Here is a 26,032-nt window from a genome sequence, read left to right as displayed (position 1 = left end):
GGAGGGGCCGATGATCCCCGCGACGAGTTTCAGCGGCAAGCGGGTCGCTCTGTTCGGCCTCGGCGGCTCCGGCCTCGCCACCGCCCGCTCGCTGCTGGCGGGCGGCGCCGATCTCACCGTCTTCGACGACAATCCCAAGAGCGTCGAGGCCGCCGCGTCCGAAGGCCTGCCGAGCGGCGATCTCCACGGTCTCGACTGGTCGCGGCTCGATGCCCTGGTGCTTTCGCCCGGCGTGCCGCTGACCCATCCCAAGCCCCACTGGGCGGCGGAGCTGGCCCGCGAGGCGGGCGTGCCGATCATCGGCGATATCGAGATCTTCGTGCGCGAGCGGGAGGCGACCTGCCCCCGCGCGCCGTTCATCGCCATCACCGGCACCAACGGCAAGTCCACCACCACGGCGCTGATCGCCCATTGCCTCCGGCATGCCGGTCGCGACACGCAGCTCGGCGGCAATATCGGCGTCGCCGTCCTGACGCTGGAGCCGCCCGCGCCCGAGCGGCACTATGTCGTGGAATGCTCCTCCTATCAGATCGATCTGGCGCCCTCGCTGGCGCCGACCGTCGGCATTCTCCTGAACCTCACGCCCGATCATCTCGACCGGCACGGGACCATGGAGAACTATGCCGCGATCAAGGCCCGGCTCCTGAAGGATGCAGGGACCGCCGTGATCGGCGTCGACGACGATTACGGCGCCGGCATTGCCGACTGGCACGAGAGCGAAGGCAATGTCGTGCTGCGCATCTCCAAGGAGAAGCCGCTTCAGGACGGGCTCTTCTACCGCGACGGCACACTGGTGCTGGCGCGCGACGGCGTCGAAGAGGCGCACTATTGCCTCGCCGGCATTGGCTCGCTGCGCGGCCGGCACAACGGGCAGAACGCGGCGGCTGCCGTCGCGGCGCTGACGGCGCTGGGGCTGACGCAGGACGAAATCCAGGCGGGGCTCGAAAGCTTTCCCGGCCTCGTTCACCGCATGGAGCAGGTTGGGCGCGCCGGCCCTGTGCTCTTCGTCAACGATTCCAAGGCCACCAATGCCGATGCCGCCGCGCCCGCGCTGGCGAGCTTCGAGCGCATCCATTGGATCGCCGGCGGCCTGCCCAAGGAGGGCGGTATCGCCTCGCTGGAGCCCTTGTTCCCGCGTGTTGCCAAGGCCTATCTGATCGGCGAGGCGGCGCCCGCCTTCGCCGCGACTCTTGGTGAACGAATTCCTTACGAAATTTCGGGTACGCTGGACGTCGCGGTCGAAAACGCGGCGCGCGACGCCGCCCGATCCGGCGAGGAAGAGGTCGTTCTCCTGTCGCCGGCCTGTGCCAGCTTCGACCAGTTCCGCAATTTCGAGATCCGGGGCGAAAGCTTCCGCCATCTGGTGGAAGCCTTGCCGGGGGTCGATGTCTTCCGCAGGGGTTAGAACATGGTCAGTCGCGCCAAGAAGGGTCTCATCACGGACTGGTGGCGGTCGATCGACCGCTGGTTCCTGGCCGCCTTCCTGATCCTGATGATCGGCGGCATGGTCCTGTCCTTTGCGGCCAGTCCGCCGGTTGCCGAGCGCATCGGCCTCGAGCCCTTCCACTTCGTGAAACGCCACGCCCTGTTCCTGTTTCCCAGCATCGCCGTGATGCTGGCCACTTCGCTGCTCAGCCCGCGCGGCATCCGGCGCGCCTCGATCGTCATGCTCTGCGGCGCCCTGGGCCTCATGGTTCTGGCGCTGTTCTTCGGAACCGAGGTCAAGGGGGCGCGGCGCTGGGTCGACATCGGCCCGCTCAGCATCCAGCCCTCCGAGTTCATGAAGCCGGCCTTCGTGGTGGTCTGCGCCTGGCTCTTCGCCGAGCATTCTCGCCGCAAGGACATTCCGGGCAATCTCTTCTCCATCCTGATCCTGATGGTGGTCTGCGCGCTGCTCGTGGCGCAGCCCGATCTCGGGCAGACGATCCTGTCGACCTCGGTCTGGGGTGGCCTGTTTTTCATGGCCGGCCTACCTTGGATGTGGATCGTCATGCTCGGCAGCATCGGCCTCGTCGGCTTCTGCTCGGCTTATTTCGTGTTCCCGCACGTCGCCTCGCGCATCGACCGCTTCATGACGGGCGAGGGCGACACGTTCCAGACCGACACGGCGCGCGAGGCCATCATGCGCGGCGGCTGGTTCGGCCAAGGTCCGGGCGAGGGCACGGTGAAGCGCATCCTGCCCGACAGCCACACCGACTTCGCCTATTCCGTGATCGCGGAGGAGTTCGGCATCATCTCCTGCATGGCGCTGACGGCGGTCTTCGCCTTCATCGTGCTGCGAGGCCTGTCGGTCGCCTTCCGCCAGCGCGACACGTTCTGCCGCCTCGCCATCACCGGCCTCGTCATGCTTTTCGGCCTCCAGTCGATCATCAACATGGCGGTGAACCTGCATCTCATGCCGGCCAAGGGCATGACGCTGCCCTTCATCTCCTATGGCGGCTCGTCCATGATGGCGGTGGCGATCACCGCCGGCTTCGTCCTGGCGCTGACGCGCAAGCGCGCTGAGAACGTCTCGCAGACCGACCGGCTGGTGGACCGCACGCTGTTTTTTCAGACCGCGGCGAGCCCCCGGTGAAGGGTGTGGCAGGACCAATCCTTCTCTGCGCCGGCGGCACGGGCGGGCATCTCTTCCCGGCCGAGGCCCTGGCGCACGAGCTGCGCGCGCGGGGCCTCAGCGTGCATCTGGCGACCGACGAACGCGCCGGGCGCTATGCCGGCAGTTTCCCGGCCGACGCCACGCATGTCATCCCCTCGGCGACCTTCGGCTCGAAGAACCCGATCGCGATTCTGCGCTCCGGCCTGAAGCTCCTGAACGGCTACCGGCAGGCGCGCGCGCTGATGCGCGATCTGAAGCCCGCCGCCGTGGTCGGCTTCGGCGGCTATCCCACCGTGCCGCCGATGCTCGCCGCCGTAAAGACGGGGTACCCAACCCTGATCCACGAGCAGAACGCCGTGATGGGCCGGGCCAACCGCTTTCTGGCCGGCCGCGTGCGGGCGATTGCAGCCGGCATTCCGCAGACCCATGCCGACCCGGCGGTCGCGGCCAAGATGAAGGTCACCGGCAATCCGGTGCGCCCCGCCGTGTTGAAGGCGGCCGAACGCCCCTATGAGCCGAGCCGGGGCGACGAGCCCTTCCATCTCGTGGTGTTCGGCGGCAGCCAGGGCGCGCAGTTCTTTTCCACGGCCGTGCCGAATGCGATCGAGCGCCTGCCTGCGCCGCTCCAGGCGCGGCTTCGCGTCACCCAGCAGGCGCGGCGCGAGGACGAAGCCGAAGTGCGCGCCTTCTACGAGCGCATGAGCATTCCGGCTGAGGTCTCGCCCTTCTTCGGTGACATGGCCGAGCGTATCGGCCGAGCCCATCTGGTGATCAGCCGCTCCGGCGCCTCCACCGTTTCGGAGATCTGCGTGATCGGCCGCCCGTCGGTGCTGGTCCCTTATCCCTATGCGCTCGATCATGATCAGGCGGCCAATGCCGCGCGGCTGACCGAAGGGGGCGGCGCCGTGCTCGCCAAGCAGTCCGAGCTCAGCCCCGAGCGCCTCGCCGGGCACATTCGCGAGGTCGCGGAAGACCCAGCCTTCGCCGAGGCCATGGCGACGGTCGCACGCTCGGTCGGCATTCCCGACGCCGCGCGCCAGCTGGCCAATCTCCTGGTCGGCCTCGCGGAGGCCGGCGGGTCCCGATGATTCAGAGAAACCAAGAAAAGGAGCGTCTCATGAAGATGCCGCCCAATATCGGCCCTGTGCATTTCATCGGGATCGGCGGCATCGGCATGAGCGGCATCGCCGAGGTTCTGGTCAATCTCGGCTACACCGTGCAGGGATCGGACGCGGCCGAGAACGCCAACGTGCAGCGCCTTCGCGAAAAGGGCGTGACGGTCCATATCGGCCACGCCGCCGAGAATCTGGGACTTGCCGAGGTCGTGGTTGTTTCCACCGCCATCAAGCGCTCGAACCCTGAGCTTTCGGCGGCCCGCGCTCGGCTCCTGCCGATCGTTCGGCGCGCCGAGATGCTGGCCGAACTCATGCGCTTTCGTCAGGCCATCGCCATCGGCGGCACGCACGGCAAGACCACGACGACCTCGATGGTCGCGACGCTCCTCGACGCCGGCGGCATGGACCCGACCGTCGTCAACGGCGGCATCATCAACGCCTACGGCACCAATGCCCGCATGGGCGAGGGCGACTGGATGGTGGTGGAGGCCGACGAGTCCGACGGCACCTTCCTGAAATTGCCGGCCGACGTCGCCGTGGTCACCAATATCGACCCCGAGCATCTCGATCATTACGGCACGTTCGACAAGGTGCGCTCGGCCTTCCGCGCTTTCGTCGAGAACGTCCCGTTCTACGGCTTCGCCGTCATGTGCCTCGACCACCCCGAGGTGCAGACGCTGGTGGCCGAGATCGAGGACCGGCGCATCATCACCTATGGCGAGAACCTGCAGGCCGACGTGCGCTTCCAGAACCTTCGCATGGAAGGCGCGCGCTCGATCTTCGACGTGACGATCCGCGACCGCATCACCGGCACGACGCGCGAGTTGACCGATCTCGCCCTGCCCATGCCGGGCCGGCACAACGTCTCCAACGCCACGGCCGCGCTCGCCGTCGCCCATCGCATCGGCATCACCGACGAAGCGATCCGCAAGGGGCTCGGCGCCTTCGGCGGCGTGAAGCGGCGCTTCACCCACACCGGCCAGTCCAACGGCATCGACGTCTACGACGATTACGGCCACCATCCCGTCGAAATCCGCGCCGTGCTTTCGGCGGCGCGCTCGGCTTCGTCCGGCCGGGTCATCGCCGTGGTGCAGCCCCATCGCTACACCCGCCTGCAAAGCCTGTTCGCGGATTTCGCGGCCTGCTTCAACGACGCCGACACGGTGATCCTCGCGCCTGTCTACGCGGCGGGCGAGGAGCCGATCGAGTTCGTCAATTCCGAGATGCTGGCCGAGCGCCTGCGCCTTGGCGGCCATCGCGACGCTCAGCTGATCGACGGGCCGGCGGACCTTGCGCCGCTCGTCCACCGCGTCGCCGGGCCGGGCGACATGGTCGTGTGCCTCGGCGCCGGCTCCATCACCCAATGGGCCTATGCTCTGCCCAAGGAGCTGGACGCCCTGGGCGCGCGCACGTGAGCCAGATCCACGCCCATCTGTCGGACCCCGCGCTGGGCTTGCGCGGGAAGCTGAGCGAGCGCGCGGACCTGTCGAAGATCACGTGGTTCCGCACCGGCGGCCCGGCCGATCTTCTCTACCAGCCGGCTGACGAGGCCGATCTCGAAGCCTTTCTGAAAGCGCTTCCCCCCGAGGTGCCGCTCACCACGGTCGGCATTGGCTCCAACCTTCTGGTGCGCGACGGCGGGATCGGCGGGGTGACGCTGCGCCTGCCCACCAAGGGTTTCGGCGACGTCGAGCCGGCCGGCGAAGGGCGCATCCGCGCCGGTGCGGCGGCGAGCGACAAGCGCTTGGCAGCGGTCGCGCTGGAGGCCGGCATCGGTGGATTTCACTTCTTCCACGGCATTCCCGGCTCGGTCGGTGGCGCGATCCGCATGAACGGCGGCGCCAACGGCGTCGAGACGGCGGACCGGCTGGTCGAGGCCGTGGCCTATGACCGCGCGGGAAACCGCCATGTCCTGACGCGTGCCGACATGGGCTACAGCTACCGCCATGCCGACGCGGCCGAAGACCTGACCTTCGTTTCCGTCCTGTTCGAAGGTCCGCCTGCCGAGCGGGACGCGATCCGCGCGGCGATGGACGAGGTGCAGCATCACCGCGAAACCGTTCAGCCGGTGCGCGAGAAGACCGGCGGCTCGACCTTCAAGAACCCGCCGGGCACCTCGGCCTGGAAGGAGATCGACCTGGCCGGCTGCCGGGGTCTGGCGATCGGCGGCGCCGAGATGTCGGCGCTCCATTGCAATTTCATGATCAACGCGGGCGAGGCGAGGGGGCACGATCTCGAGCTTCTGGGCGAGACCGTGCGTCGGCGCGTCTTCGAGACGAGCGAAATTCTCCTCGAATGGGAGATCAAGCGGCTCGGACGGTTCGAGCCGGGCCGGGAAGTCGAGCCCTTCCAACCCTGAACGGGGGACGATGCTTCTGCCAAGGGCGCCGCGACGGCGCCCTTTTTCGTTGGAAGATGAGAGCTTCGCGTTTGCGGGCGCATGGCGCTGCGGCCACAGCGGCGAAAGGTTAACGCGCGGTTCCGGAACGGCCTTACGATTTTGTTTCATCGTGCCGGTTTGATTAACCTTCGTTTAACCAAACCGGCCTCATGAATGATCCCTGAAATATCGTTGATGGGATCGTGGGTCGATGACCTTGCATGTGGCGGTGCTGTTGGGTGGCTTCTCGTCGGAAAGGCCGGTGAGCCTCAATTCCGGCCGGGAGTGCGCCGACACGTTGGAGGCCGAGGGCTTCCGCGTCAGCCGCATCGATGTCGGCCACGACATCGCCCAGGTCCTGGCCGAGCTGAAGCCCGATGTCGCCTTCAACGCGCTGCACGGGCCGTTCGGCGAGGACGGCACGATCCAGGGCGTGCTCGAATTTCTGGAAATTCCCTACACGCATTCGGGCGTGCTCGCCTCGGCGCTCGCCATGAACAAGGTGAAGGCCAAGACCGTCGCCCGCGCGGCCGGCGTTCCCGTGCTCGAAACCCTGGTGGTGGACCGCCGCAAGGCGGCGACGAGCCACGTTATCCCCGCGCCCTACGTCGTGAAGCCGATCGCGGAAGGCTCCTCCTTCGGCGTCCTGATCGTGCGCGAGGATCAGGCCCACCCGCCGCAGCAGCTTCACGGCACGGACTGGGCCTTCGGCGAAGAGGTGATGATCGAGCGTTTCGTGGCCGGCCGCGAGCTGACCTGCGCCGTCATGGGCGACGTGGCGCTGCCGGTCTGCGAGATCACGACCGAGGGCCACGCCTTCTACGACTACGAGTCCAAGTATCTGCCGGGCGGCTCCAAGCACGTCATTCCCGCAGCGATTTCCCCGGCAGTGACCAAGCGTGTGCAGGAAGCGGCGCTGGCCGCCCACCGCGCCATCGGCTGCCGCGGCGTGTCGCGCTCGGACTTCCGCTACGACGACCGCTTCGGCGAAGGCGGCGAGCTGATCTGGCTGGAGATCAACACCCAGCCGGGCATGACCGCGACCTCGCTCGTGCCCGACATCGCCCGCGCGGCCGGCCATTCCTTCGGTGATCTCCTGAGCTGGATGGTGAGGGACGCCTCATGCAAGCGCTGAACCGCCGCCTGTCGCTGACCGATTTCGAGCGGATGCACCCGCTGGCGCTGCGCGCCCAGCGCCTGGGCCGCAAGATCATCGTGTGGATCAAGAATCTGCGCGAGATGTCGCTGCCGCGCTTTCGCACGATGACGATCGGCCTTCTCGGCTCCACCGCGCTTTATGGCATGGTGCTGGGCAGCCACACGGTAAAGGTCGTGGACGCCATCGCCGAGCCGCTCGGCCTGTCGATCGAGCAGGTCGACGTCACCGGCTATAGCGAGACGAGCGAGATCGACATCCTGCAGGAGCTTTGGGCGACCGGAGCCACGACCCTGCCGGCGCTCGACGTCGACACCGCGCGCAAGGCGATCGAGGCCATGCCCTGGATCGAGAGCGCGCGGATCGAGAAGGAATATCCCAACCGCGTGCGCATCGCGCTGGTCGAGAAGAAGCCCTTCGCGCTCTGGCAGCGCGACAAGGATCTCTGGATCGTCGATCGCGAGGGCAAGGAAATCGTGCCCTACGCCACGACGCGCTTCACCGACCTGCCTTTCGTGGTGGGCCCGGGCGCGGCGCGCGAGGCGACCGACATCCTCGACAAGATGGCGCTCGTGCCGGAGTTGGACCAGCGCATCAAGGCCTATGTCCGCGTCGGCGACCGGCGCTGGGACCTCAGGCTCGACAATGGCGTCGTGGTGCGCCTGCCCGAGCTGGACCCGATCGAGGCGGCCGCCGCCGTGATGCGGCTCGACCGCGACGTCGGACTTCTCTCGCGCGACATCGAGGCCGTCGATATGCGGCTCGAGGATCGCGTCGTCATCAAGCTGACGCCGGCGGCGCAGGAGCGACGCCTCAAGGCGCTGAAGGAACGGGACAAGATCGTGAAGCAGGCCCGCAAGGAGAAGCCGGTATGACGCTGTTCTCCAAACCCACGGACCAACTTCCGCGCATGAAGAAGCCCTCGGACCGACGCCCGCGCACCATCTCGGTGCTCGATGTCGGCTCGTCCAAGGTGACTTGCCTCATCGCCAAGCTGAAGCCGCGCCCCGAAAGCGAGGTGCTGCCCGGCCGAACCCATGTGGTGGAAGTGATCGGCATCGGCCACCAGCGCTCGCGCGGCGTGAAGTCGGGCGTCGTGGTCGATCTCGACGCGGCCGAGAAGTCGATCCGCTACTGCGTCGACGCGGCCGAGCGCATGGCCGGGCTCACCATCGAGTCGCTGATCGTCTCCGTCTGCGCCGGGCGTCTCAAGAGCCTTCGCGGCTCGGCCCGTGCCCAGGTCGAGGGCACCGAGGTCTCCGAGCTGGACCTCAAGCGCGTTCTCAACCAGGCGGCCCGCACGCCGCTTCGCGAGGGGCGCGTGGCGCTTCACCGCGTGCCGTTCGACCTGATGCTGGACAACGAGGCGGGCCTGGAAAATCCCGTCGGCATGACCGGCGCGGAGCTCGGCGCCGAGCTGCACATCCTCTCGGCCGAGGAAACGCCGCTGCGCAATCTGGAAGCGGCGATCAACCGCGCGCATCTCGTGGTCGAGGCCTTCGTCGCCACGCCCTACGCCAGCGGCCTGTCCACCCTGGTGGACGACGAGGCCGTGATGGGCTCGGCCTGCATCGACATGGGCGCGGGCTCCACCTCGATCTCGATCTTCCAGAACGGCCATTTCGCCTATGCCGACGCCGTGGCGCTCGGCGGCCATCACATCACGATGGACCTGGCGCGCGGCCTCTCGATCCGCCCCGAACAGGCGGAACGGCTGAAGGTCATGCACGGCAACGCCCTGCCCAGCATGATGGCCGACGGCGACACCGTTTCGGTCGAGCCGCTGGGCGACGAGAACAACGAGGCGACGATCCAGGTCTCGCGCTCGCTGATCGCGCGCATCATCCGCCCCCGGGTGGAGGAAACGCTCGAACTGATCCGCGACCGGCTGCACCAGTCCAATCTCGGGCATGTCATCGGCAAGCGCGTGGTGTTGACGGGCGGCGCCAGCCAGCTTGCCGGCCTTGGCGACGCGGCCCGCTCCATCCTCAACCGCAATGTCCGCCTCGGCCGCCCGGTCGGCGTGGCGGGCCTTGCGGCGGCCAACAAGAGCCCCGCTTTCGCCACGTCGGTGGGGCTTCTGATCTACCCGCAGGTGTCGATGCTCGAGCATGTGCCCGAACATTCGGTCCTGGACTTCGCCTTCGACCAGCGCACGCGGGTCGGACGCCTCGGCTCCTGGCTTCGGCAGAGCTTCTGACAAGGTTCGCGTGGGACACTGACCAACGACCTATTCACATCCGGCGCTGACGGCGCGCCGGACCGGTTCAAACCCTTCAGGCTGGCGCGGCGGCCCGGCCCCTCCGAAAGGCAATGAGATGAGCATCACCCTGCAGAAGCCCGACATCACCGAACTCAAGCCCCGGATCACCGTCTTCGGCGTCGGCGGCGGCGGCTGCAACGCCGTCAACAACATGATCAACGCCGGTCTCGAAGGCGTGGAGTTCGTGATCGCCAACACCGACGCCCAGGCGCTGCGCTCCTCGCGCGCCGAGCGCATCATCCAGATGGGCGTCGCCGTGACCGAAGGCCTCGGCGCCGGTTCGCAGCCCGAGGTCGGCCGCGCGGCCGCCGAAGAATCGCTGGACGAGATCTGCGATCATCTTCTCGGCTCGCACATGTGCTTCGTCACCGCCGGCATGGGCGGCGGCACCGGCACGGGCGCGGCCCCCGTCGTCGCCCGCGCGGCGCGCGAAAAAGGCATCCTCACGGTCGGCGTCGTCACCAAGCCGTTCCACTTCGAGGGCCAGCGCCGTCTGCGCATCGCCGAGCAGGGCATCGAAGAGCTGCAGAAGAATGTCGACACGCTGATCGTCATTCCGAACCAGAACCTCTTCCGCATTGCCAACGACAAGACGACCTTCGCCGACGCCTTCGGCATGGCCGATCAGGTTCTTTATTCCGGCGTCGCCTGCATCACCGACCTGATGGTCAAGGAAGGCCTCATCAACCTCGACTTCGCGGACGTTCGCTCCGTGATGCGCGAGATGGGCAAGGCCATGATGGGCACGGGCGAGGCGTCCGGCGAGGGCCGCGCCATGGCCGCCGCCGAGGCCGCGATCGCCAACCCGCTGCTGGACGAAACCTCGATGAAGGGCGCCAAGGGCCTCCTCATCTCCATCACCGGCGGGCGTGACCTCACGCTGTTCGAGGTGGACGAGGCGGCGACCCGCATCCGCGAGGAAGTGGATCAGGACGCCAACATCATCCTCGGCGCGACCTTCGACGAGAGCCTGGAAGGCGTGATCCGCGTGTCGGTGGTCGCCACCGGCATCGACAAGGCCGCGATGGAAGTCTACGAGCGCGCCGCCGAAACGCGGGCCGCCGCTGCCCGCGCCGCCGTGCCGGCAGCAGCGCCCGCGCCGCAGCCGGCCCCGGTGCAGACCGCACCGGCTCTCCAGCCGGCCGCCGTCGTCGCCGCGCCGCAGCCCCAGCAGCCGCGTCCGGCTCCGGTCGCCCAGGCGGCCGACATGGAGGACGACTTCACCGCCGCTCTCCAGGCCGAGATCGCCCAGGTCCAGCCCCGCCCGGCGGCGCCTCGCGCGCCGATCACCCAGGCCGCCCAGACCCGCATGCCGCGCGTGGAAGACTTCCCGCCCGTGGTGCAGGCCGAGATCGAGCGTCGCAGCGGCTCCATGGAGCCGGCGGCCGAGGATCGCGGTCCGATGGGCTTACTGCGTCGCCTCACCACCGGCCTGTCGCGCCGCGAGGAGGACGAGGTGGTCCTGAGCGATCAGAACCGCCAGCCGCGCCCGCAGGGCGAGCGTCGTCCGACCGAGGCAAGCCCCTACGCTCCGCGCCGTTCGGCCGCCGATTCCGCCGCCCGCCCGCCGGTCGCCGCGCGCCCGATCGGCGACGAGGACCAGCTCGAAATCCCGGCTTTCCTGCGTCGTCAGTCGAACTGATCTTCACGAAGCTGTCACGAAACACTTAACGAGCCCGCCCCGCAAGGGGCGGGCTCTTTCGTTTGCACCGCAAGGAATCCGAGCCTTCGGGTGGGGTTAACGAACATCCCGGTAACAAGGGGTAAGAAAGCGTGATTTGGCCACAATCGACCCGAGACCTAGTTTCCTCTCCAAGTTCGATCGCCAAGCGCGACGCCTCGGCTCCACGGAGCCCAGTCGAGTTGGAGTAGCCGAGCCCATCCGCCCTTCGCGCTTGCGAAGCGGCGTCAGACGGTTCCGGCAATGAGTAGGATAGAGTCACGTGGTCACGAAGCAGCACACGATTGGCGCGCGGATCGGGTTCGAGGGCGTGGGCGTCCATAGCGGCGCGACGGTCGAACTGTCGCTGCATCCCGCCGAGCCCGACACGGGCATCGTGTTCCACGTCTTCGAGCCCTCGGGCCTGATCCACGAAATCCCTGCCGTCTCCGCCAACGTCTCGTCCACCGATCTCTCCACGATCGTCGGCGACCTCAAGGGCGCTCATGTGGCGACGATCGAGCATCTTATGGCTGCGCTCTACGCCATGGAGGTCGACAACGTCGTGGTGCAGATCGACGGCCGCGAGACGCCGATCATGGACGGTGGGGCAGGGGCCTTCGTTCGCGCCATCGAGCAGGCCGGACTTGTCGCCCAGCGCGCCTCGCGCCGCTTCATCCGCGTCCTCAAGACGGTGCGCATCGAGCGCAACGGCGGCTTCGCCGAGTACCGCCCCTATGATGGCACCCGCTTCGAGATCGACATCGAGTTCGCCACCGCCGCGATCGGCCGCCAGAGCTTCTCGGGCGACCTGTCGCCCAGCCTCTTCCGCGAGGAACTCGCCAACGCCCGCACCTTCGGCTTCATGAAGGATGTCGAGCGTCTCTGGGCCTCGGGCCACGCACTCGGCTCCTCGCTGGAAAACTCGGTCGTGATCGGCGACGACGACAAGGTCATCAATCCGGGCGGCCTGCGCTATGTCGACGAGTTCGTTCGTCACAAGACGCTGGACGCCGTGGGCGATCAGGCGCTGGCTGGCTATCGCATCCTCGGTTGCTACCGCTCGTTCCGCGGCGGTCATCGCCTTAACGCCATGGCGCTGGAAGCCCTGATGTCGGATCGCTCGGCCTACGAGATCGTGGATGGCACCCAGCGCTTCGCGCCGCTGCGCCAGTCGCCGCTGGTGGCGGCCGCCGCTCCCACCTTCGGCCCGCAGATTCTCTAAGAGTCTGTTTGGAAATTCGGCGGCGGAGGGCTGGCGAGGGATTTTTGGGTGTCGCGAGGCGCCAACCGCAGTCGATGCCGGCGGCATCGGCGAGGATTGGCAACGAAGCGACGGCGAAAAAGACCCGTAGGACCGACCCGACCGAGTTTTCAAACAGACTCTAAGATCGATCGTATGGACTGACGGAATGGGCGGTGGGGCGGCGTCGAGGCGCAGCCCTGCCGCCTTTCGCGTTTGGGCCCAGCCTCGCGCCAGCCGGCGGGGCGCGCGCCACAAAAAAGGCGTGTTAACCCGCCTTGAACCGTTGTATGCGCCGGCTCCCTCGCGCTAGGAGGGGCATGGCGGAACGCCGTGAGCTTGGCGTTCGGGAAAGCCAGGGGGACTTGAGTTCGATGGGTATCAAGAAGCCGCTGTTCGGCCGCGACCGCGCGGCCCCGATGGCGCTGGCTCTGGCCGCGTCGACGCTGCTGCTCTCGGGCTGCATGTCGTCGAAGGACAACGATGTCGACGCGCTCGCCCTCGCATCGCAGACCGAACCGGCCGACGTGCTCTACAACCAGGGCCTCGCCAATCTGGAAAGCGGGCGACTGGGCGAAGCGGCCAAGAAGTTCGAGGCCGTCGACAAGCAGCATCCCTATTCCGAATACGCCCGCAAGGCGCTGGTGATGCGCGCCTTCGCCAGCTACCGCAAGGGCGACTATGACGAGGCCGTGTCCTCGGCTAAGCGTTATCTCGCGACCTATCCGGGGTCGAGCGAGGCGGCCTACGCTCAGTATATTATCGGCCTGTCCTATTTCCGGCAGATCCCGGACGTGACGCGCGACCAGACCGACACCGCGCGCGCCGTGGCCGCGATGCAGGAAGTGGTCGATCGCTATCCCACTTCCGAGTATGTCGAGGATGCCAAGGCCAAGGTCCGCATCGGCCGCGACCAGCTCGCCGGCAAGGAGATGCAGGTCGGCCGCTATTATCTGGAGCGGCGCGAATACATCGCGGCGATCAACCGCTTCAAGAACGTCGTCGACACGTTCCCGCAGACCCGCCACGTCGAGGAAGCGCTCGCCCGCCTGACGGAAGCCTATTACGCCATGGGCCTGACGCAGGAAGCGCAGGCCTCCGCTTCGGTGCTGGGCCAGAACTTCCCCGAGTCGCAGTGGTACAAGGACTCCTACGCCCTTCTGCAGACCAACGGCCTTCAGCCGCGCGCGGGTACCGGCAATTCCTGGTTCGGCAACGCCACGCGCCTCATCACCGGCGCCGGGCGCGATCCCGTGCCGCAGACGACCGCTGCGGCGTCCGCCTCGGCCACCCAGCTTCGCGCCCCGCGCGTTTGATCGCTGGCAGGACATGAAAAAGGCCGGCTCCCTCGGGAGCCGGCCTTTTTCGTGCGGGGAGGGCCGGCTTGCCCCCTTCCGCCCCTCCGCCTTCCATCCTATCTCTGCGCTTGCCTGTTGCTTTGCGGCCCAACACGGACTAGCCCTTCGCGCGCATGCTTGTTCACCTTTCGATCCGCGACATCGTCCTTATCGACCGGCTCGATCTCGGGCTGAACCACGGGCTGTCCGTCCTCACGGGCGAGACGGGCGCGGGTAAGTCCATCCTGCTGGATGCCCTGTCGCTCGCGCTCGGCGGGCGCGGCGATGGCGGGCTGGTGCGCCACGGCTCCAAGCAGGGCGAGGTTTCGGCGGTGTTCGACCTGCCGGCCGCCCATCCCGCCCGGCGTCTGCTTCTCGACAACGGCTTCGACGACGACGGCGACGTGATCCTGCGCCGCGTGCAGAGCGCCGACGGGCGCACCCGCGTGTTCATCAACGATCGCCCGTCCAGCGTCGGCCTGATGCGCGAGATAGGCACGACGCTGGTGGAGATCCACGGCCAGCACGACGACCGCGCGCTGGTCGATCCCGAAGCCCATCGCCAGCTGCTGGACGAATATGGCGGCCTCGCCACGGAGGCCGGCACCGTGGCCGAGGCCTTTGGCGCCTGGCGCAAGGCCGAGACGGAACTGTCGCGCCACCGGGCGCGGGTGGAGGCCGCGGCGCGCGAGGCCGATTATCTCCGCGCTTCGGTGGAGGAATTGACGACGCTCTCGCCGCTGGCGGGCGAGGAAGAGGAACTGGCCGAGAAGCGTCAGGTCATGATGCGCTCGGAAAAGATCGCGACCGACGTCAACGACGCGCACGAGGAACTGGCCGGCCCGCAGTCGCCCATTCCCGGCCTTGCCAGCCTGCTGCGCCGGCTCGACCGCAAGAAGGACGAGTTGCCCGGCCTTCTGGACGAGGCGCTGGCGCGGGTGGAAACCGCGCTGGACGCGCTGTCCGACGCGCAGATGTGCCTGCAGGGCGCCCTGCGCACGCTGGAGTTCGACCCGCGCGCGCTCGAACAATGCGAGGAGCGCCTCTTCGCGCTGCGCGCGGCCGGCCGCAAGTACAACGTGCCGGTGGACGAACTGGCCGATCTCACCGCCAAGATGGTGGCCGATCTCGCCGAGCTGGATGCCGGCGAGGAACGGCTCGTGAAGCTCGAGGCCGATGTCGCCGAGCGGCGTGAGGTCTTCGACAGGCTCGCCGCCGATCTCTCGGTCAAGCGCCGCGACACGGCCGTTCATCTGGAAGCGGCCGTCATGTCCGAGCTTCCCGACATGAAGCTCGAACGCGCCGCCTTTATCGTGGAACTGACGAGTGATCCGCAAGCGCGGGCGGCGAGCGGCATCGACACGGCGGAGTTCTGGGTTCGCACCAATCCCGGCACGCGGGCCGGGCCGATGATGAAGGTCGCCTCGGGCGGCGAACTGTCGCGCTTCCTCCTGGCGCTGAAGGTCGCGCTGGCCGACAAGGGCTCGGCGCCGACCCTTGTCTTCGACGAGATCGACACGGGCGTCGGCGGCGCGGTGGCGGACGCGATCGGCCGCCGCCTGGCGCGGCTGGCGGACCGGGTGCAGGTTCTCTCCGTCACCCACGCGCCGCAGGTGGCCGCGCGCGCCACCACGCATCTCCTGATTTCCAAGGCCGAGATGACGCCCGGCGACGAGCGCCTGTCGACCCGCGTCGCCACGATCGACGTTCCCGCCCGGCGCGAGGAAATCGCCCGCATGCTGGCCGGCGATATCGTGACCGACGAGGCGCGGGCCGCGGCGGCGCGGCTGATCGGCGTCGCCGGCTAAGCGTCGGCTCACGGGACATCTTGCCTGCCTGCCCCAGAATCGGTGTATCGCTTTCACCGATTCCCCTCATCTGAGCCGATGCGCGCCATGTCCGACCTTTTCGATCTCGACACGATGACTCCGGCCGAGGCGGCGGCGGAGCTGGAACGGCTCTCTCTCGAAATCGCCGAGCACAATCGGCGCTATCACGAAGACGACGCGCCAACCGTCACCGACGCCGAGTTCGACGCGCTGCGTCGGCGCAACGAGGCGATCGAAGCGCGCTTTCCCGATCTGGTGCGGGCGGACACACCCTCCCGCAAGGTCGGCTCGGCGCCGTCCGCCAAGTTCGCCAAGATCCGGCACGCCGTGCCCATGCTCTCGCTCGACAACGCCTTCGCGGACGAGGATGTCGCCGACTTCGCCCGCCGCGTGCGCCGCTTCCTCGGCCTGTCGGAGGATGCCAAGCTCGCCATCACGGCCGAGCCGAAGATCGACGGCCTGTCCCTCTCTCTACGCTACGAAAAGGGGCGCCTCGTCTCGGCCGCGACGCGCGGCGACGGTCAGGTGGGCGAGGACGTGACGGCCAATGCCAGGACGCTGGACGACATTCCGGGCGAGCTGACGGGTTTTTCGCCCGAAATCTTCGAGGTGCGCGGCGAGGTCTACATGACCCATGCCGACTTCGCCGCCCTCAACGCCCGGCTTCTGGCGGAAGCCGGCGAAGGGGCAGAGGGCGAAGGCGAGGGCGCCCGGAAGGCGCGCCAGTTCGCCAACCCGCGCAACGCGGCCGCCGGCTCGCTGCGCCAGAAGGACGCCACCGTCACCAAGTCCCGGCCCCTGCGCTTCTTCGCCTATGCCTGGGGACAGACGAGCGAGCTGCCGGGCGAGACGCAGAGCGAGGTCGTGGCCGCTCTCCAGGCGATGGGCTTCCAGACCAATGCCGTGCCGCAGAACGGGCGCACCGAGCCCCTGATGCGCCGCTTGGAGACAGTCGACGGCCTGATCGAGCACTACCGCCGCATCGAGGCGGAGCGAGCGAGCCTGGGCTACGACATCGACGGCGTCGTCTACAAGGTGGACGATCTCGAACAGCAGCGCGAACTCGGCTTCGTTTCGCGCGCGCCGCGCTGGGCCATCGCGCACAAGTTCTCCGCCGAGCAGGCGACCACGGTCGTGGAGGAGATCGTCATCAATGTCGGCCGCACGGGCAAGCTCGCGCCGCTGGCCAAGCTGCGGCCGGTGACGGTCGGCGGCGTCGTCGTGTCGAACGTCACGCTGCACAACGAGGACTATGTGGCCGGGCGCGATGCCGACGGCCAACCGATCCGGGGTGGGCGCGACATTCGCATCGGTGACACGGTGGTGATCCAGCGCGCGGGCGACGTGATCCCGCAGGTCGTGGACGTCGTCATCGAGAAGCGACCCGACGGCGCCGAGCCCTTCCTCTATCCCGACCATTGCCCGATCTGCGGCTCCAAGGCGGAGCGCGAGATCAATCCGCGCACCGGGCGGCTGGACTCCGTGCGCCGCTGCACGGCGGCCATGACATGCCCCGCCCAGGCCAAGGAAGGGCTGAAGCATTTCGTCTCGCGCAACGCCTTCGACATCGAGGGATTGGGGGGGACTTTCGTGGAGGAGCTGTTCGACGCCGGCCTCGCGCGCCAGCCCGCCGACCTCTTTCGCATGGAGTTCGATCGGCTGCGCGATGTGATCGAGGCGCGCCGTCGCGCCTTGTCCGAGGCGCGCCGACAGGCCGAGGGCAAGGCCGAGCCGGCCAAGCCCGCCAAACGCAACGAGACCACCAAGGCGATCGACAATCTTCTCGGCGCCATCGAGGCGAGAAAGACCGTCTCGCTCGACCGCTTCATCTTCGCGCTCGGAATCCCTGAGATCGGCGAAGCTTCGGCCAAGGCGCTGGCGCGTCACTTCGACGATGTGCGCGCGCTGATCGGGGGGGTGGACGCCGCCGAGCGCGGGCGCCCGGGCGAAGACTGGGCGGAGCTGAGCTCGCTGAACACGATCGGCGGCGTGACCTTCGAGCGGCTCATGACGGTGGACGAGGCCAAGCTGAACGACACCGAATGGAAGCCGCTGCGCGACGGTGAGCTCGGTCTCAAGGCCAACCAGCGCGTGGCGTTGCGCGAGCGCTATGGCGAGGAAGGCGAAGGCCTGGTGGAGGCGCTGCGCCGCGCCAAGGCCGGCGCGCCGGGCGATGCCTTCCTGCGGCTGACGCGCGACGGCGACATCGGCACGGTCGCAACGCTGTCACTCATCCATTTCTTCGCCGAAGCGCACAATCGCGAGGCGGTCGAGGCGCTGCTCGACGCCGGCGTCTCAACCACCAACGAGCGCGCCGCGCCGCCGCCCGCTTCCTCCCCGGTCAGGGACAAGATCGTCGTCTTCACCGGCACGTTGGAGAAGATGACGCGCGGCGAGGCGAAGGAACGGGCCGAGGCGCTGGGCGCCAAGGTCTCGGGTTCCGTGTCGAAGAAGACCGATCTCGTGGTGGCGGGGCCCGGCGCCGGCTCCAAGCTCGTGGACGCGCAGAAGCACGGGGTCAAGGTCATTTCCGAAGACGAGTGGCTGGCGATGATCGGCTGAACCAGCCTGGACCCGGGACGGGGCCTGGGACGGGGGAGGCCACATGCCGGCCTGATCGGCGCAGGCCCCCGAGGCGCGGCGCCCTCCTGCGGTGGGCTGCCGCTCTTGCGAAGCTGCGGCGGACGCCTTAACCATCAGTGGCATGACCATCCTCGCCATCGATTTCGAGACCGCCACCAGCGCGGCGGCCAGCGCCTGCGCCGTCGGCCTCGCCTTTATCGAGGACGGCGCGGTGACGCAGCGGTCCTATAGCCTGATCCGGCCGGCCGACCTTCGCTTCGACCCCGGCAATATCCGCGTTCACGGCATTCGACCGCATGACGTGCTGGATGCGCCGAGCTTCCCGCAAGTCTTCGCCGGATTTGCGGATCGGCTGGACGGCGCGCTCGTGGTCGCTCACAATGCGAGCTTCGACCTGAAGGTGCTGCGCGAAAGCCTGTCGCTCTACAATCTGCCGCTGCCGCGCTTCTCCGCGCTCTGCACGGTGGCTCTGTCGCGTCGGCTCTGGCCGGATTCGCCCAACCACAAGCTCTCCACCATGGCGGCGCGCTTCGGCCTGGGCTTTCGCCATCACCATGCCGGCGACGACGCCTATGCCTGCGCCACCATCGCGTTGGAGGGCGTCCAGGCCTCCGGCGCGCGGGACGTGAACGAAATGACCGACCACCTGGGTCTGCGCCGCGCCGTCACCGCGCAGCGGGCGCGGGCTGCGGGCGGCATCGCAGACCGGGCCTTGAAGGCGCAGGTGCGCCCGGCGGGCGCGGCCACCAAGGGGCCGTTCCGCTTCACCGTGCGCGGCTCGCGCGGCACGCCCTATGATGTCCTGCTCGCGCCCTTCGGCGTTGCTGGCGCCTGGCGTCTCGCCTGCTCCTGCCCCGGCGCGCGCTTTCGCTCGGAATGCCGGCATGTCCGCGCACTGCACGAGGGCGACTTCACCGATCTCGTCCCGACCGAGGCGCCGGCCATGGCTCATCTCGAACGCTTCGTGCTGGAGCGGGCGAGGGTCTGAGGCGGCTTTGCGCCCTCTCTCGGTTCTCGAGGGCGCGCGTCGAACGTGCCATCCCGTGTAAGTACGAAGCCATTCGAGCGGGAAGGACGTCGGCACGCGGCTTGTTCTTGCCCTCGGTGACGCCGTAGAAGGGCGAACCCACGCGCTCTTTCCTTCGGTTTTCCCCGTGTCCCGCTCTTCCGAATTCCGCTTGGGCGTCGCCCATTCCGCGCCGCTGCTCCTCGCGCTCATGCCCTTCGGCGCCGTTTACGGCGCGCTCGCCACGCGCACGGGCTTCGACCTTGCCGAGACGCTCGGCTTCTCGCTCACCGTCTATGCCGGCTCCAGCCAGTTCCTGGCCCTTCAAATGATCGGCACCGGTGCGCCGGTCTGGGCCATCCTGATCGGCGTCTTCGCCATCAACTTCCGCCATGTCCTCTATTCCGCCTCCGTCGGGCGGCATCTCACGCGCTTCAACGCCTGGGAAAAGGCGCTGGCCTTCTTCCTCTTGGTTGACCCGTCCTTCGCGGCGGCGGAAGCGCGGGCGAGCGAGGGGCGGGTGCGCAAGACCTACTACTTCACCTTCGCGCTGATGCTCTATGTCGGCTGGGCCTTGGCGACGCTGCTCGGCGCGTTGTTCGGGCGTTTGATCGAGAACCCTGAGCGCTACGCGCTCGACTTCGCGCTACCGATCTACTTCCTGGCGCAGACCATGGCCTTCCGCCATCGCCGCCAGTTCTGGCCGGTGGCCGGCACCAGCGCGCTCGCGGCGCTCGTCGCCTATGCCACGCTCGGCTCGCCCTGGCATGTCACGCTCGGCGGGCTCGCCGGCATTCTCGTGGCCGCGCTGCGCAACCCCGAAAAGAGGGCCGCGCAATGAGCGAGACCTGGGTCATCATCCTCGCCTCTGCCGTGCTCACCTATCTCACGCGCGTCGGCGGGCATCTCGTTTTGGCGCGGATGGAGCGCGTGCCCCCGCGCCTGGAAGCGGCGCTCGACGCCGTGCCCGCGGCCGTTCTCACCAGCATCGTCATGCCTGTCTTCATCGACGGCGACATCGCCGAGAAGGTGGTGATCCTCCTGTGCGCCGTTTTCGCCCTGCGCCTGTCGCTGCTCGCCACCGTCGTTCTCGGCACGGTTCTGGTGGCGCTGGCGCGCGCGGCCGGCTTGGCCTGAACCCGATACGAAAAAGGCCGCCGGCTTTCGCCAGCGGCCTTCGCATGTCTAATGCATGGAGCGATCAGGCTTCCTGGATCGCCGAAAGCTTCCACTCGGTGCCGCGCTCGCGCACGAAGGTCCAGATTTCGGTGGACTCGACGCGCTTGGTCTCGTCGCCTTCCACCACGCGGCCCGACTGACGGTCGCGCACCACGTCGATCATGCCGTAGCGCATCGCGACGGTGGCGTAGTCGCGCGTGCCTTCGCGCCAGCTTTCGGCCACGTCACCCTGCAGAAGCTCGACATCGCGCGCCTCGTTGCGCACCCCGCGCGAGGCGTTCTGCGCCAGCTCTTCCGAAAGATAGGAGACGATTTCCGGCGTCGCGATCTCGCGCAGGGCCTCGTAGTCCTCGCGGCTATAGGCGGCCTGAAGCGCCTTCAGGCGGCTCTCGAAGATGTTGAGGTCCTGCTCCGAAATGCCGATCTCGTCGCCGCCCTTGCCGGGCTTGGTGGACGCGGCCGAGCGGCTGCCGAGACCGCCCATGCCGCCGAGACCGCTGGTGCCCGGGCTGCGACCGTTGTTGGGATCGCGACCCTCGTACATCGAGCGGTTCCCGGAGGCCGGGTTGGGGCCCCCCGCCGCCGCCGTCTGGCCCGAGCGCGAGCGGAAGAAGCGCAGCGCCAGCATGACGAGAAGACCGATCAGCGCGACCTGGACGAGAAGGCCGAGCATGCCCGCGAGGCCGCCGAAGCCCGAGCCCATCAGAAGGCCGAACAGGCCGCCGATCAAAAGGCCGCGCATCATCGCGCCGCCGAAGCCGCCGCCGAACAGGCCGGAGCGCTGGCCCGCCGCCGGGCGTGCCGCCGCCGCAGCGCCCGTCGCCTGGCCCGGCGTTGTCATGGAGCGCTGCACGGGCGCAACGCTCGGTGCCGTGTTGGTGGCCGGCGCGGACTGGTAGGTGCGGCCGCCGCGGCTGCCGAAGCTGCCGCCACGGCGCGCTTCCGCATAGTCCACGACCATCGTCGAGAAGACCAGCGTCAGCACGGCGAGCAAAGCCGTGAAACGTCCGGTTCGGGAGGGGTTCATGGAAGGGTCCTTCGGCAAGCGTTGAAACTGGGTAGGCTCCATATAGGAAGCCGATGACGGCGCTGAGAAGCCACAGGCCCGATTCAAGCCGGGAGAGACGATCAAGATTTCGCCATCGGCCGGTGAGGTCGCGCCTTTCGGCCCCGGGGCGAGGGGCGTATAGGTCAGCCAAACTGACCAGTTGGGATGTCCCGCCCGTGACCTTGCCCGATCTTGCCGCAACCGATGCCACGCCCCGCCTGTCACGCGGCGCGGCCTTCGCCATGGCGCTCGCCGCCGGCGCGCTCGCGGCCAATCTTTACTACGCCCAGCCCGTGGTCGCGCTGATCGGCGCCGATCTCGGCATGAGCCCGGCGGCGGAAAGCACGATCGTCACCGCCTCGCAGATTGGCTACGCGCTCGGCCTCGTTCTCCTCGTGCCGCTGGGCGACGTGGTGGAGAACCGGCGGCTCATTCTCCTCACCATGGCAGCGGCGGCCATCGGCCTCGTGGGCCTTGCGCTGACGCCCAACCTGCCGCTTCTCTTCGCGCTGACGCTCGTCGTCGGCGTCGCCTCCACTGCCGCGCAGATGATCGTGCCGCTGGCCGCCAGCTTCGCCCGGCCGGAAGAGCGGGGGCGGATCGTCGGCAACATCATGACGGGGCTTCTGGGCGGCATTCTCCTGGCGCGCCCGGTCTCCAGCTTCGTGGCGGGCTTTGCCGGCTGGCGCGGCATCTTCCTCCTGTCGGCCGTTCTGATCGCGGCCCTCGCGCTGGCCGGTCGCCGGCTCTTTCCCAGCCGGCACCCGGCGGGGCGCGAGCGCTACGGCGCGCTGATCCGCTCGCTCGGTCGGCTCTTCGTGGCCGAGCCGGTGCTGCGGCGGCGGGCGCTCTATCATGCCGCGCTGTTTGCCGCCTTCGGCCTGTTCTGGACCGGCGCGCCGATCCTCCTCCTGCGCGAGCCCTACAATCTCTCGCCGCAATGGGTGGCGCTGTTCACGCTGAGCGGCGCGCTCGGCGTTCTCGCCGCGCCCGTCGCCGGCCGCATGGCGGACCGGGGCCATTCCAGGCTGGGCACGCTGCTGGCCATCTCGCTGGTCCTCGTCGCCATGGCCATCGCCTTTCTCGGCACGCATTCGCTGGCCGCCCTGGTGGTCGCCGGCATCCTGGTGGATCTCGGCGTGCAGGCCAATCTGGTGATCGGCCAGCGGGAGATCTTCCAGCTCGACGCCTCGATCCGAAACCGGCTGAACGCGGTCTATATGACGACCTTCTTTCTCGGCGGCGCCGTCGGCTCCAGCCTGACCAGCCCGGTGTTGGAGCGCTTCGGCTGGCAGGGCGTCGCCGCCATGGGCTGCCTCTTCCCGGGGCTGGCACTGGTCTATTTCCTCACCGGGGAGGGGCGGTCTCGCTGACGCCGCGCTCTTCCCATCGCGCCAGGAAATGCTCGATCGAGAGAGCCTGCATGTCGGGGATAGCCTCGAACAGCGTCTCGCGCGGCCAGTCCCACCAGGCGAGGCGCAACAGACGCTCGGCGGTTTCGGGCGCAAAGCGCGGGCGTAGCACCCGCGCGGGCACGCCGGCGACGATCGTGTAGGGGGGGACGTCGCGCGTCACCACCGCGCCGGCTCCGACCACCGCGCCGGTGCCGACCGAGACCCCCGGCAGGATCACCGCCCCGTGGCCGATCCAGACATCGTGGCCGATCGCGACCCGCCGCGTCGCCCGCGTCTGGCGAAAGCCATGGTCGACGCCGAGAAAGCGGAAATACTCGTTTGGCCGGTAGCTGATCTTATGGGTGGTGACGCGCTCGACGGGATGCTCCAGCGCGTTGAGGCGCACATGGGCGGCGATCGAGCAGAACTTGCCGATATCGGTCATTACGGCCTCGCCGCCGCGCTCGAAATAGCTGTAGTCGCCGACCGTCACGTCCCGCAACTTCACGCGCTGCCCGATGTCGCAGAAGCGGCCGAGGCGCACCTCCTTCAGCTCCGCGCTCGGATGCTGCTTGGGTTCGTCGGCGCGGAAGCGCAGATCCGGCTCGGCGGCGTCGGTCATGAAGGCGGTCTCAATACAAAGGGCGGGAGAGCGGCTTTGCCGCCCGGCCCGGCTGATGTATCCGATGTGCCGAGACAGGAGCAAACATCATGGCCGATCCCGCCCGAACGCCCCGCCGTCGCCGCGCCGTCGCTCTGCGCTACGGGCTCTGGTTTCTCGTCGCCGCCGTTCTGGCGCTGACGATCCTCGTCTTCGCGCTCGGCCGCAAGGAGATCGAGGGCGCGATGGGCGTCAGTGCCTCGGCGCCCTATGGCTCGCCGTTCCAACTGGTGAACCAGAGCGGCGCGCCGGCGACGGAAGCCGTGCTGCGCGGCCGGCCGACGGCGCTGTTCTTCGGCTTCACCCATTGCCCCGACGTCTGCCCGACGACGCTGTTCGAACTGGCCGGCTACCAGAAGGCGCTGAAGGCCGAGGGGCGCGATCTCGGCATCGTCTTCGTTTCGGTCGATCCCGAGCGCGACACACCCGACATCCTGCGCACCTATGTCGGCGCCCTGTCGGACGACGTGACGGCGCTGACCGGCGATCCCGCGAAAGTCGAGGCCATGCTGAAGGGCTTCGGCATCTACGCCAAGAAAGTGCCGCAGGACGGCACGGACTACACGATGGACCACACAGCCTCGGTGCTCCTGCTCGACCGGGCCGGCGTCTTCCAGGGCACTATCGCCTATGGCGAGGACCCCGCCGCCGCCAAGGCCAAGCTGGAACGCCTCAGCGCGTCCTGACCGCTCTCATCGATCAACCCGACTTTTTGAGAAGGAACCGCCCTTGGGCCAGGTTCGATATTTTGCCCGTGGCGGCAAGCAGGAGACCCAGGCGCTCTACGAGCGCCTCGACGCCGCCTTCGCCGAGGATGGCTGGCCGATCGCCCATATCGAAATCGACGAGGCCGCCGATCTTCACGAGGCGTCCGTTTATTTCGAGGGTGAGGGGGATGCGGACGAAGAGACGCTGCGCGAAGCCTTCGCGCCGCTGGAGCCGACCCGCGAGGACCTGCCCGACATCGACTGGATGGCGCAGGTCCTGGCCGACCTGAAGCCGGTGCGGGCCGGGCGCTTCCTCGTCCACGGCGCGCATGATCGCGACAAGGTTCGCGCGCATGATCTCGCCATCGAGATCGAGGCGGGGCAAGCCTTCGGGACAGGTCATCACGGAACGACGGCGGGCTGCCTGTCGATGATCGAGGAGGTGGTGCGGCGCCGCCGGCCGCTCAACGCGCTGGACCTCGGAACGGGCAGCGCGGTGCTCGCCATCGCCATCGCCAAGCTCGCCCATGTGCCGGTTCTCGCCACGGACATCGATCCGGTGGCGACCAAGGTGGCGCGCGAGAACATTCGCGCCAACGGCACGCACACGCTGGTGCGCGCTGAAACCGCCAAGGGCTTCGACGGGCCGGCCTTCGCGGCCTATGCGCCGTTTTCGCTGATCGTGGCCAATATCCTGGCCCGGCCGCTGATGATGCTGGCGCCGGCCATGGCGCGGCAATTGGCGCCGGGTGGCGATCTCGTCCTGTCCGGCATCCTCGCCAAGCAGCGCGATGCCGTCCTGGCCGCCTACCGCGCGCAAGGGCTGTTCCATACCAAGACGCTGCGCCGCAACGAATGGGTGACGCTGCACCTCACGCGCAACGACCGGCCGTTGGCCTGAGGGGCCAAGCGGGAGCGGACCTTGCTTCACAAACGAAACGAACCCGGACGCAGAGCTTGCGGCCGGGCTCGCGAGAGGGGAAGTGGGGAGGGCCCTGCTAGGTCGGGCCGACGGGCTTAGAAGCGCTGGGGTGCGGCCGATTCGAACATGGAGCCGCGCAGACCGGACATGGCTGTCAGCGGGTCCATCTCCAGAAACACGGCGCGGCCGCTCTGGATCGAACGATTGGACGGACGCGAACGGTCGGCACCGGCAGGGCGGCGCGAGGAGTAGCCGAGATGCGCCGGCATGGCTCCATGGCGTTCGGTTTGGGCGGTCATCATAAAAGCCTCGATAGGATATGGGGTTTCTTCAACTCCCACTCCACATATGATGCACTGCAACACGAAGAGCTATGCCTCGCATTGCATATCTCGCCTTACCCAAATGCAGGGCTGTTTCTTCAATATCTTCATACTTCTTTCATGAAGCATGATCGCTTCAGCTCATCGTCTCCAGCCGGGCACGAACGAAGGCGGTGGTGAGGCGCATGGCCTCCAGCGACTGTTCGATCTCGCGCCTCTGATCCTCCAGGATCTGGCGCTGCTCCTCGAACCGCACCAGCGCGGTCTTCAGCTGCTTGCGCGGCCCGTCGGGCTGGTGATGGAGGTCGATCAGCTGCTTGGCCTCCGTCAGGGAGAAGCCTAGAAGCTTGGCGAGCAGCACAAGCCGCAGCCGCATCCGGTCCTGGCGCGAATAGATCCGCGTCGTGCCGCGCCGGTCCGGTGAAAGAAGACCCCGGTCCTCATAGAACCTCAGGGTGCGCAAGGTTACGCCGAACTCGCGCGACAAGTCGCCGATCCGGAATTCGCTCGGGCCTCCGCCGGCCGGGTCGTCGCATTGGAGCAGCTGCTCCGCCGTGATGCGAAACTCCTGCTCGTTCGCGTCCTCAATCGGATTTGTCATGCTTTTTCACGCTTGGCCGCGCGCCTGCT

General features: G+C 68.1%; 23 protein-coding genes. 19 read left to right on the top strand and 4 right to left on the bottom strand.

The window, feature by feature from the left end; translation table 11 throughout:
- Positions 1-10: 10 nt before the first annotated feature.
- The 16 genes from murD to M673_RS14865 all read left to right on the top strand — a co-directional run bounded on the left by murD (position 11) and on the right by M673_RS14865 (position 20,305).
- Entirely contained in the window at positions 11-1,405 is a 1,395-nt protein-coding gene (gene murD, locus M673_RS14940) for a UDP-N-acetylmuramoyl-L-alanine--D-glutamate ligase (protein WP_061976771.1), read from the top strand.
- A gap of 3 nt (positions 1,406-1,408) precedes the next feature.
- Complete coding sequence (gene ftsW / locus M673_RS14935) at positions 1,409-2,575, top strand: putative lipid II flippase FtsW (protein ID WP_061976770.1); 1,167 nt, start codon at positions 1,409-1,411, stop codon at positions 2,573-2,575.
- A gap of 5 nt (positions 2,576-2,580) precedes the next feature.
- On the top strand, positions 2,581-3,684 hold the full coding sequence (gene murG, locus M673_RS14930) for an undecaprenyldiphospho-muramoylpentapeptide beta-N-acetylglucosaminyltransferase (RefSeq protein ID WP_061977879.1): 1,104 nt from the start codon (positions 2,581-2,583) through the stop codon (positions 3,682-3,684).
- A gap of 29 nt (positions 3,685-3,713) precedes the next feature.
- Positions 3,714-5,126 carry a UDP-N-acetylmuramate--L-alanine ligase gene (murC, locus tag M673_RS14925; protein ID WP_061976769.1) on the top strand — a complete coding sequence of 471 codons (1,413 nt, stop codon included), beginning with the start codon at positions 3,714-3,716 and terminating at the stop codon, positions 5,124-5,126.
- A complete protein-coding gene (gene murB / locus M673_RS14920; RefSeq protein ID WP_061976768.1) occupies positions 5,075-6,070 on the top strand; it encodes a UDP-N-acetylmuramate dehydrogenase in 996 nt (331 codons plus the stop codon). Before murC ends, murB begins: the two co-directional genes overlap by 52 nt.
- A 232-nt stretch (positions 6,071-6,302) precedes the next feature.
- A complete protein-coding gene (locus tag M673_RS14915) occupies positions 6,303-7,226 on the top strand; it encodes a D-alanine--D-alanine ligase (RefSeq protein ID WP_061976767.1) in 924 nt (307 codons plus the stop codon).
- Positions 7,214-8,122: a cell division protein FtsQ/DivIB gene (locus tag M673_RS14910; protein ID WP_061976766.1), complete on the top strand. Its 909-nt coding sequence runs from the start codon at positions 7,214-7,216 to the stop codon at positions 8,120-8,122. The genes M673_RS14915 and M673_RS14910 overlap by 13 nt, the downstream gene beginning before the upstream one ends.
- Positions 8,119-9,447 carry a cell division protein FtsA gene (gene ftsA / locus M673_RS14905; RefSeq protein WP_061976765.1) on the top strand — a complete coding sequence of 443 codons (1,329 nt, stop codon included), beginning with the start codon at positions 8,119-8,121 and terminating at the stop codon, positions 9,445-9,447. The genes M673_RS14910 and ftsA overlap by 4 nt, the downstream gene beginning before the upstream one ends.
- Positions 9,448-9,565: 118 nt before the next feature.
- The gene (ftsZ, locus tag M673_RS14900) at positions 9,566-11,152 is read left to right on the top strand and encodes a cell division protein FtsZ (protein ID WP_061976764.1); all 1,587 of its coding nucleotides are present in this window, start codon (positions 9,566-9,568) and stop codon (positions 11,150-11,152) included.
- Between the two features lie 301 nt (positions 11,153-11,453).
- Complete coding sequence (lpxC, locus tag M673_RS14895; RefSeq protein WP_061976763.1) at positions 11,454-12,395, top strand: UDP-3-O-acyl-N-acetylglucosamine deacetylase; 942 nt, start codon at positions 11,454-11,456, stop codon at positions 12,393-12,395.
- Between the two features lie 437 nt (positions 12,396-12,832).
- Positions 12,833-13,729 (top strand): outer membrane protein assembly factor BamD, encoded by an 897-nt coding sequence (locus tag M673_RS14890; RefSeq protein WP_374700938.1) that lies wholly within the window; start codon positions 12,833-12,835, stop codon positions 13,727-13,729.
- Between the two features lie 155 nt (positions 13,730-13,884).
- The gene (gene recN / locus M673_RS14885; protein ID WP_061976761.1) at positions 13,885-15,558 is read left to right on the top strand and encodes a DNA repair protein RecN; all 1,674 of its coding nucleotides are present in this window, start codon (positions 13,885-13,887) and stop codon (positions 15,556-15,558) included.
- 87 nt (positions 15,559-15,645) lie between these two features.
- A complete protein-coding gene (gene ligA, locus M673_RS14880) occupies positions 15,646-18,141 on the top strand; it encodes an NAD-dependent DNA ligase LigA (protein ID WP_374755567.1) in 2,496 nt (831 codons plus the stop codon).
- A 142-nt stretch (positions 18,142-18,283) separates the two neighbouring features.
- Entirely contained in the window at positions 18,284-19,150 is an 867-nt protein-coding gene (locus M673_RS14875; RefSeq protein ID WP_061976759.1) for a 3'-5' exonuclease, read from the top strand.
- Between the two features lie 166 nt (positions 19,151-19,316).
- Positions 19,317-20,009, top strand: coding sequence for an AzlC family ABC transporter permease (locus tag M673_RS14870; protein WP_061976758.1), 693 nt, complete (start codon positions 19,317-19,319; stop codon positions 20,007-20,009).
- Positions 20,006-20,305 carry an AzlD family protein gene (locus M673_RS14865; RefSeq protein ID WP_061976757.1) on the top strand — a complete coding sequence of 100 codons (300 nt, stop codon included), beginning with the start codon at positions 20,006-20,008 and terminating at the stop codon, positions 20,303-20,305. The genes M673_RS14870 and M673_RS14865 overlap by 4 nt, the downstream gene beginning before the upstream one ends.
- A 64-nt stretch (positions 20,306-20,369) precedes the next feature.
- On the opposite strand, the gene M673_RS14860 is transcribed toward M673_RS14865, so the two are convergent.
- Complete coding sequence (locus M673_RS14860) at positions 20,370-21,374, bottom strand: Tim44 domain-containing protein (protein WP_061976756.1); 1,005 nt, start codon at positions 21,372-21,374, stop codon at positions 20,370-20,372.
- A gap of 197 nt (positions 21,375-21,571) precedes the next feature.
- Here M673_RS14860 and M673_RS14855 point away from each other — a divergent pair, with 197 nt between their 5' ends.
- Positions 21,572-22,768 (top strand): MFS transporter, encoded by a 1,197-nt coding sequence (locus M673_RS14855; protein ID WP_061976755.1) that lies wholly within the window; start codon positions 21,572-21,574, stop codon positions 22,766-22,768.
- Here M673_RS14855 and M673_RS14850 read toward each other — a convergent pair.
- Positions 22,743-23,411, bottom strand: a complete 669-nt coding sequence (locus M673_RS14850; RefSeq protein ID WP_061976754.1) for a DapH/DapD/GlmU-related protein — start codon at positions 23,409-23,411, stop codon at positions 22,743-22,745. The two genes, M673_RS14855 and M673_RS14850, sit on opposite strands and share 26 nt — an antisense overlap.
- A gap of 89 nt (positions 23,412-23,500) precedes the next feature.
- Between M673_RS14850 and M673_RS14845 the strand changes: the two genes are divergently transcribed.
- Positions 23,501-24,136, top strand: coding sequence for an SCO family protein (locus tag M673_RS14845; RefSeq protein WP_082639488.1), 636 nt, complete (start codon positions 23,501-23,503; stop codon positions 24,134-24,136).
- A gap of 43 nt (positions 24,137-24,179) precedes the next feature.
- Positions 24,180-25,058, top strand: coding sequence for a 50S ribosomal protein L11 methyltransferase (locus tag M673_RS14840; RefSeq protein ID WP_061976753.1), 879 nt, complete (start codon positions 24,180-24,182; stop codon positions 25,056-25,058).
- Between the two features lie 116 nt (positions 25,059-25,174).
- On the opposite strand, the gene M673_RS14835 is transcribed toward M673_RS14840, so the two are convergent.
- Both M673_RS14835 and M673_RS14830 read right to left on the bottom strand, forming a co-directional pair.
- Positions 25,175-25,378 (bottom strand): hypothetical protein, encoded by a 204-nt coding sequence (locus tag M673_RS14835; RefSeq protein ID WP_148640085.1) that lies wholly within the window; start codon positions 25,376-25,378, stop codon positions 25,175-25,177.
- A 160-nt stretch (positions 25,379-25,538) separates the two neighbouring features.
- Positions 25,539-26,003 carry a MerR family transcriptional regulator gene (locus tag M673_RS14830; RefSeq protein WP_082639485.1) on the bottom strand — a complete coding sequence of 155 codons (465 nt, stop codon included), beginning with the start codon at positions 26,001-26,003 and terminating at the stop codon, positions 25,539-25,541.
- Positions 26,004-26,032 lie beyond the last annotated feature (29 nt).

Source organism: Aureimonas sp. AU20, from assembly GCF_001442755.1.
Classification (GTDB): Bacteria; Pseudomonadota; Alphaproteobacteria; order Rhizobiales; family Rhizobiaceae; genus Aureimonas.
The sequence above is the reverse complement of the archived record's forward strand: the minus strand, read 5'-3'. Positions and strand labels throughout refer to the sequence as shown.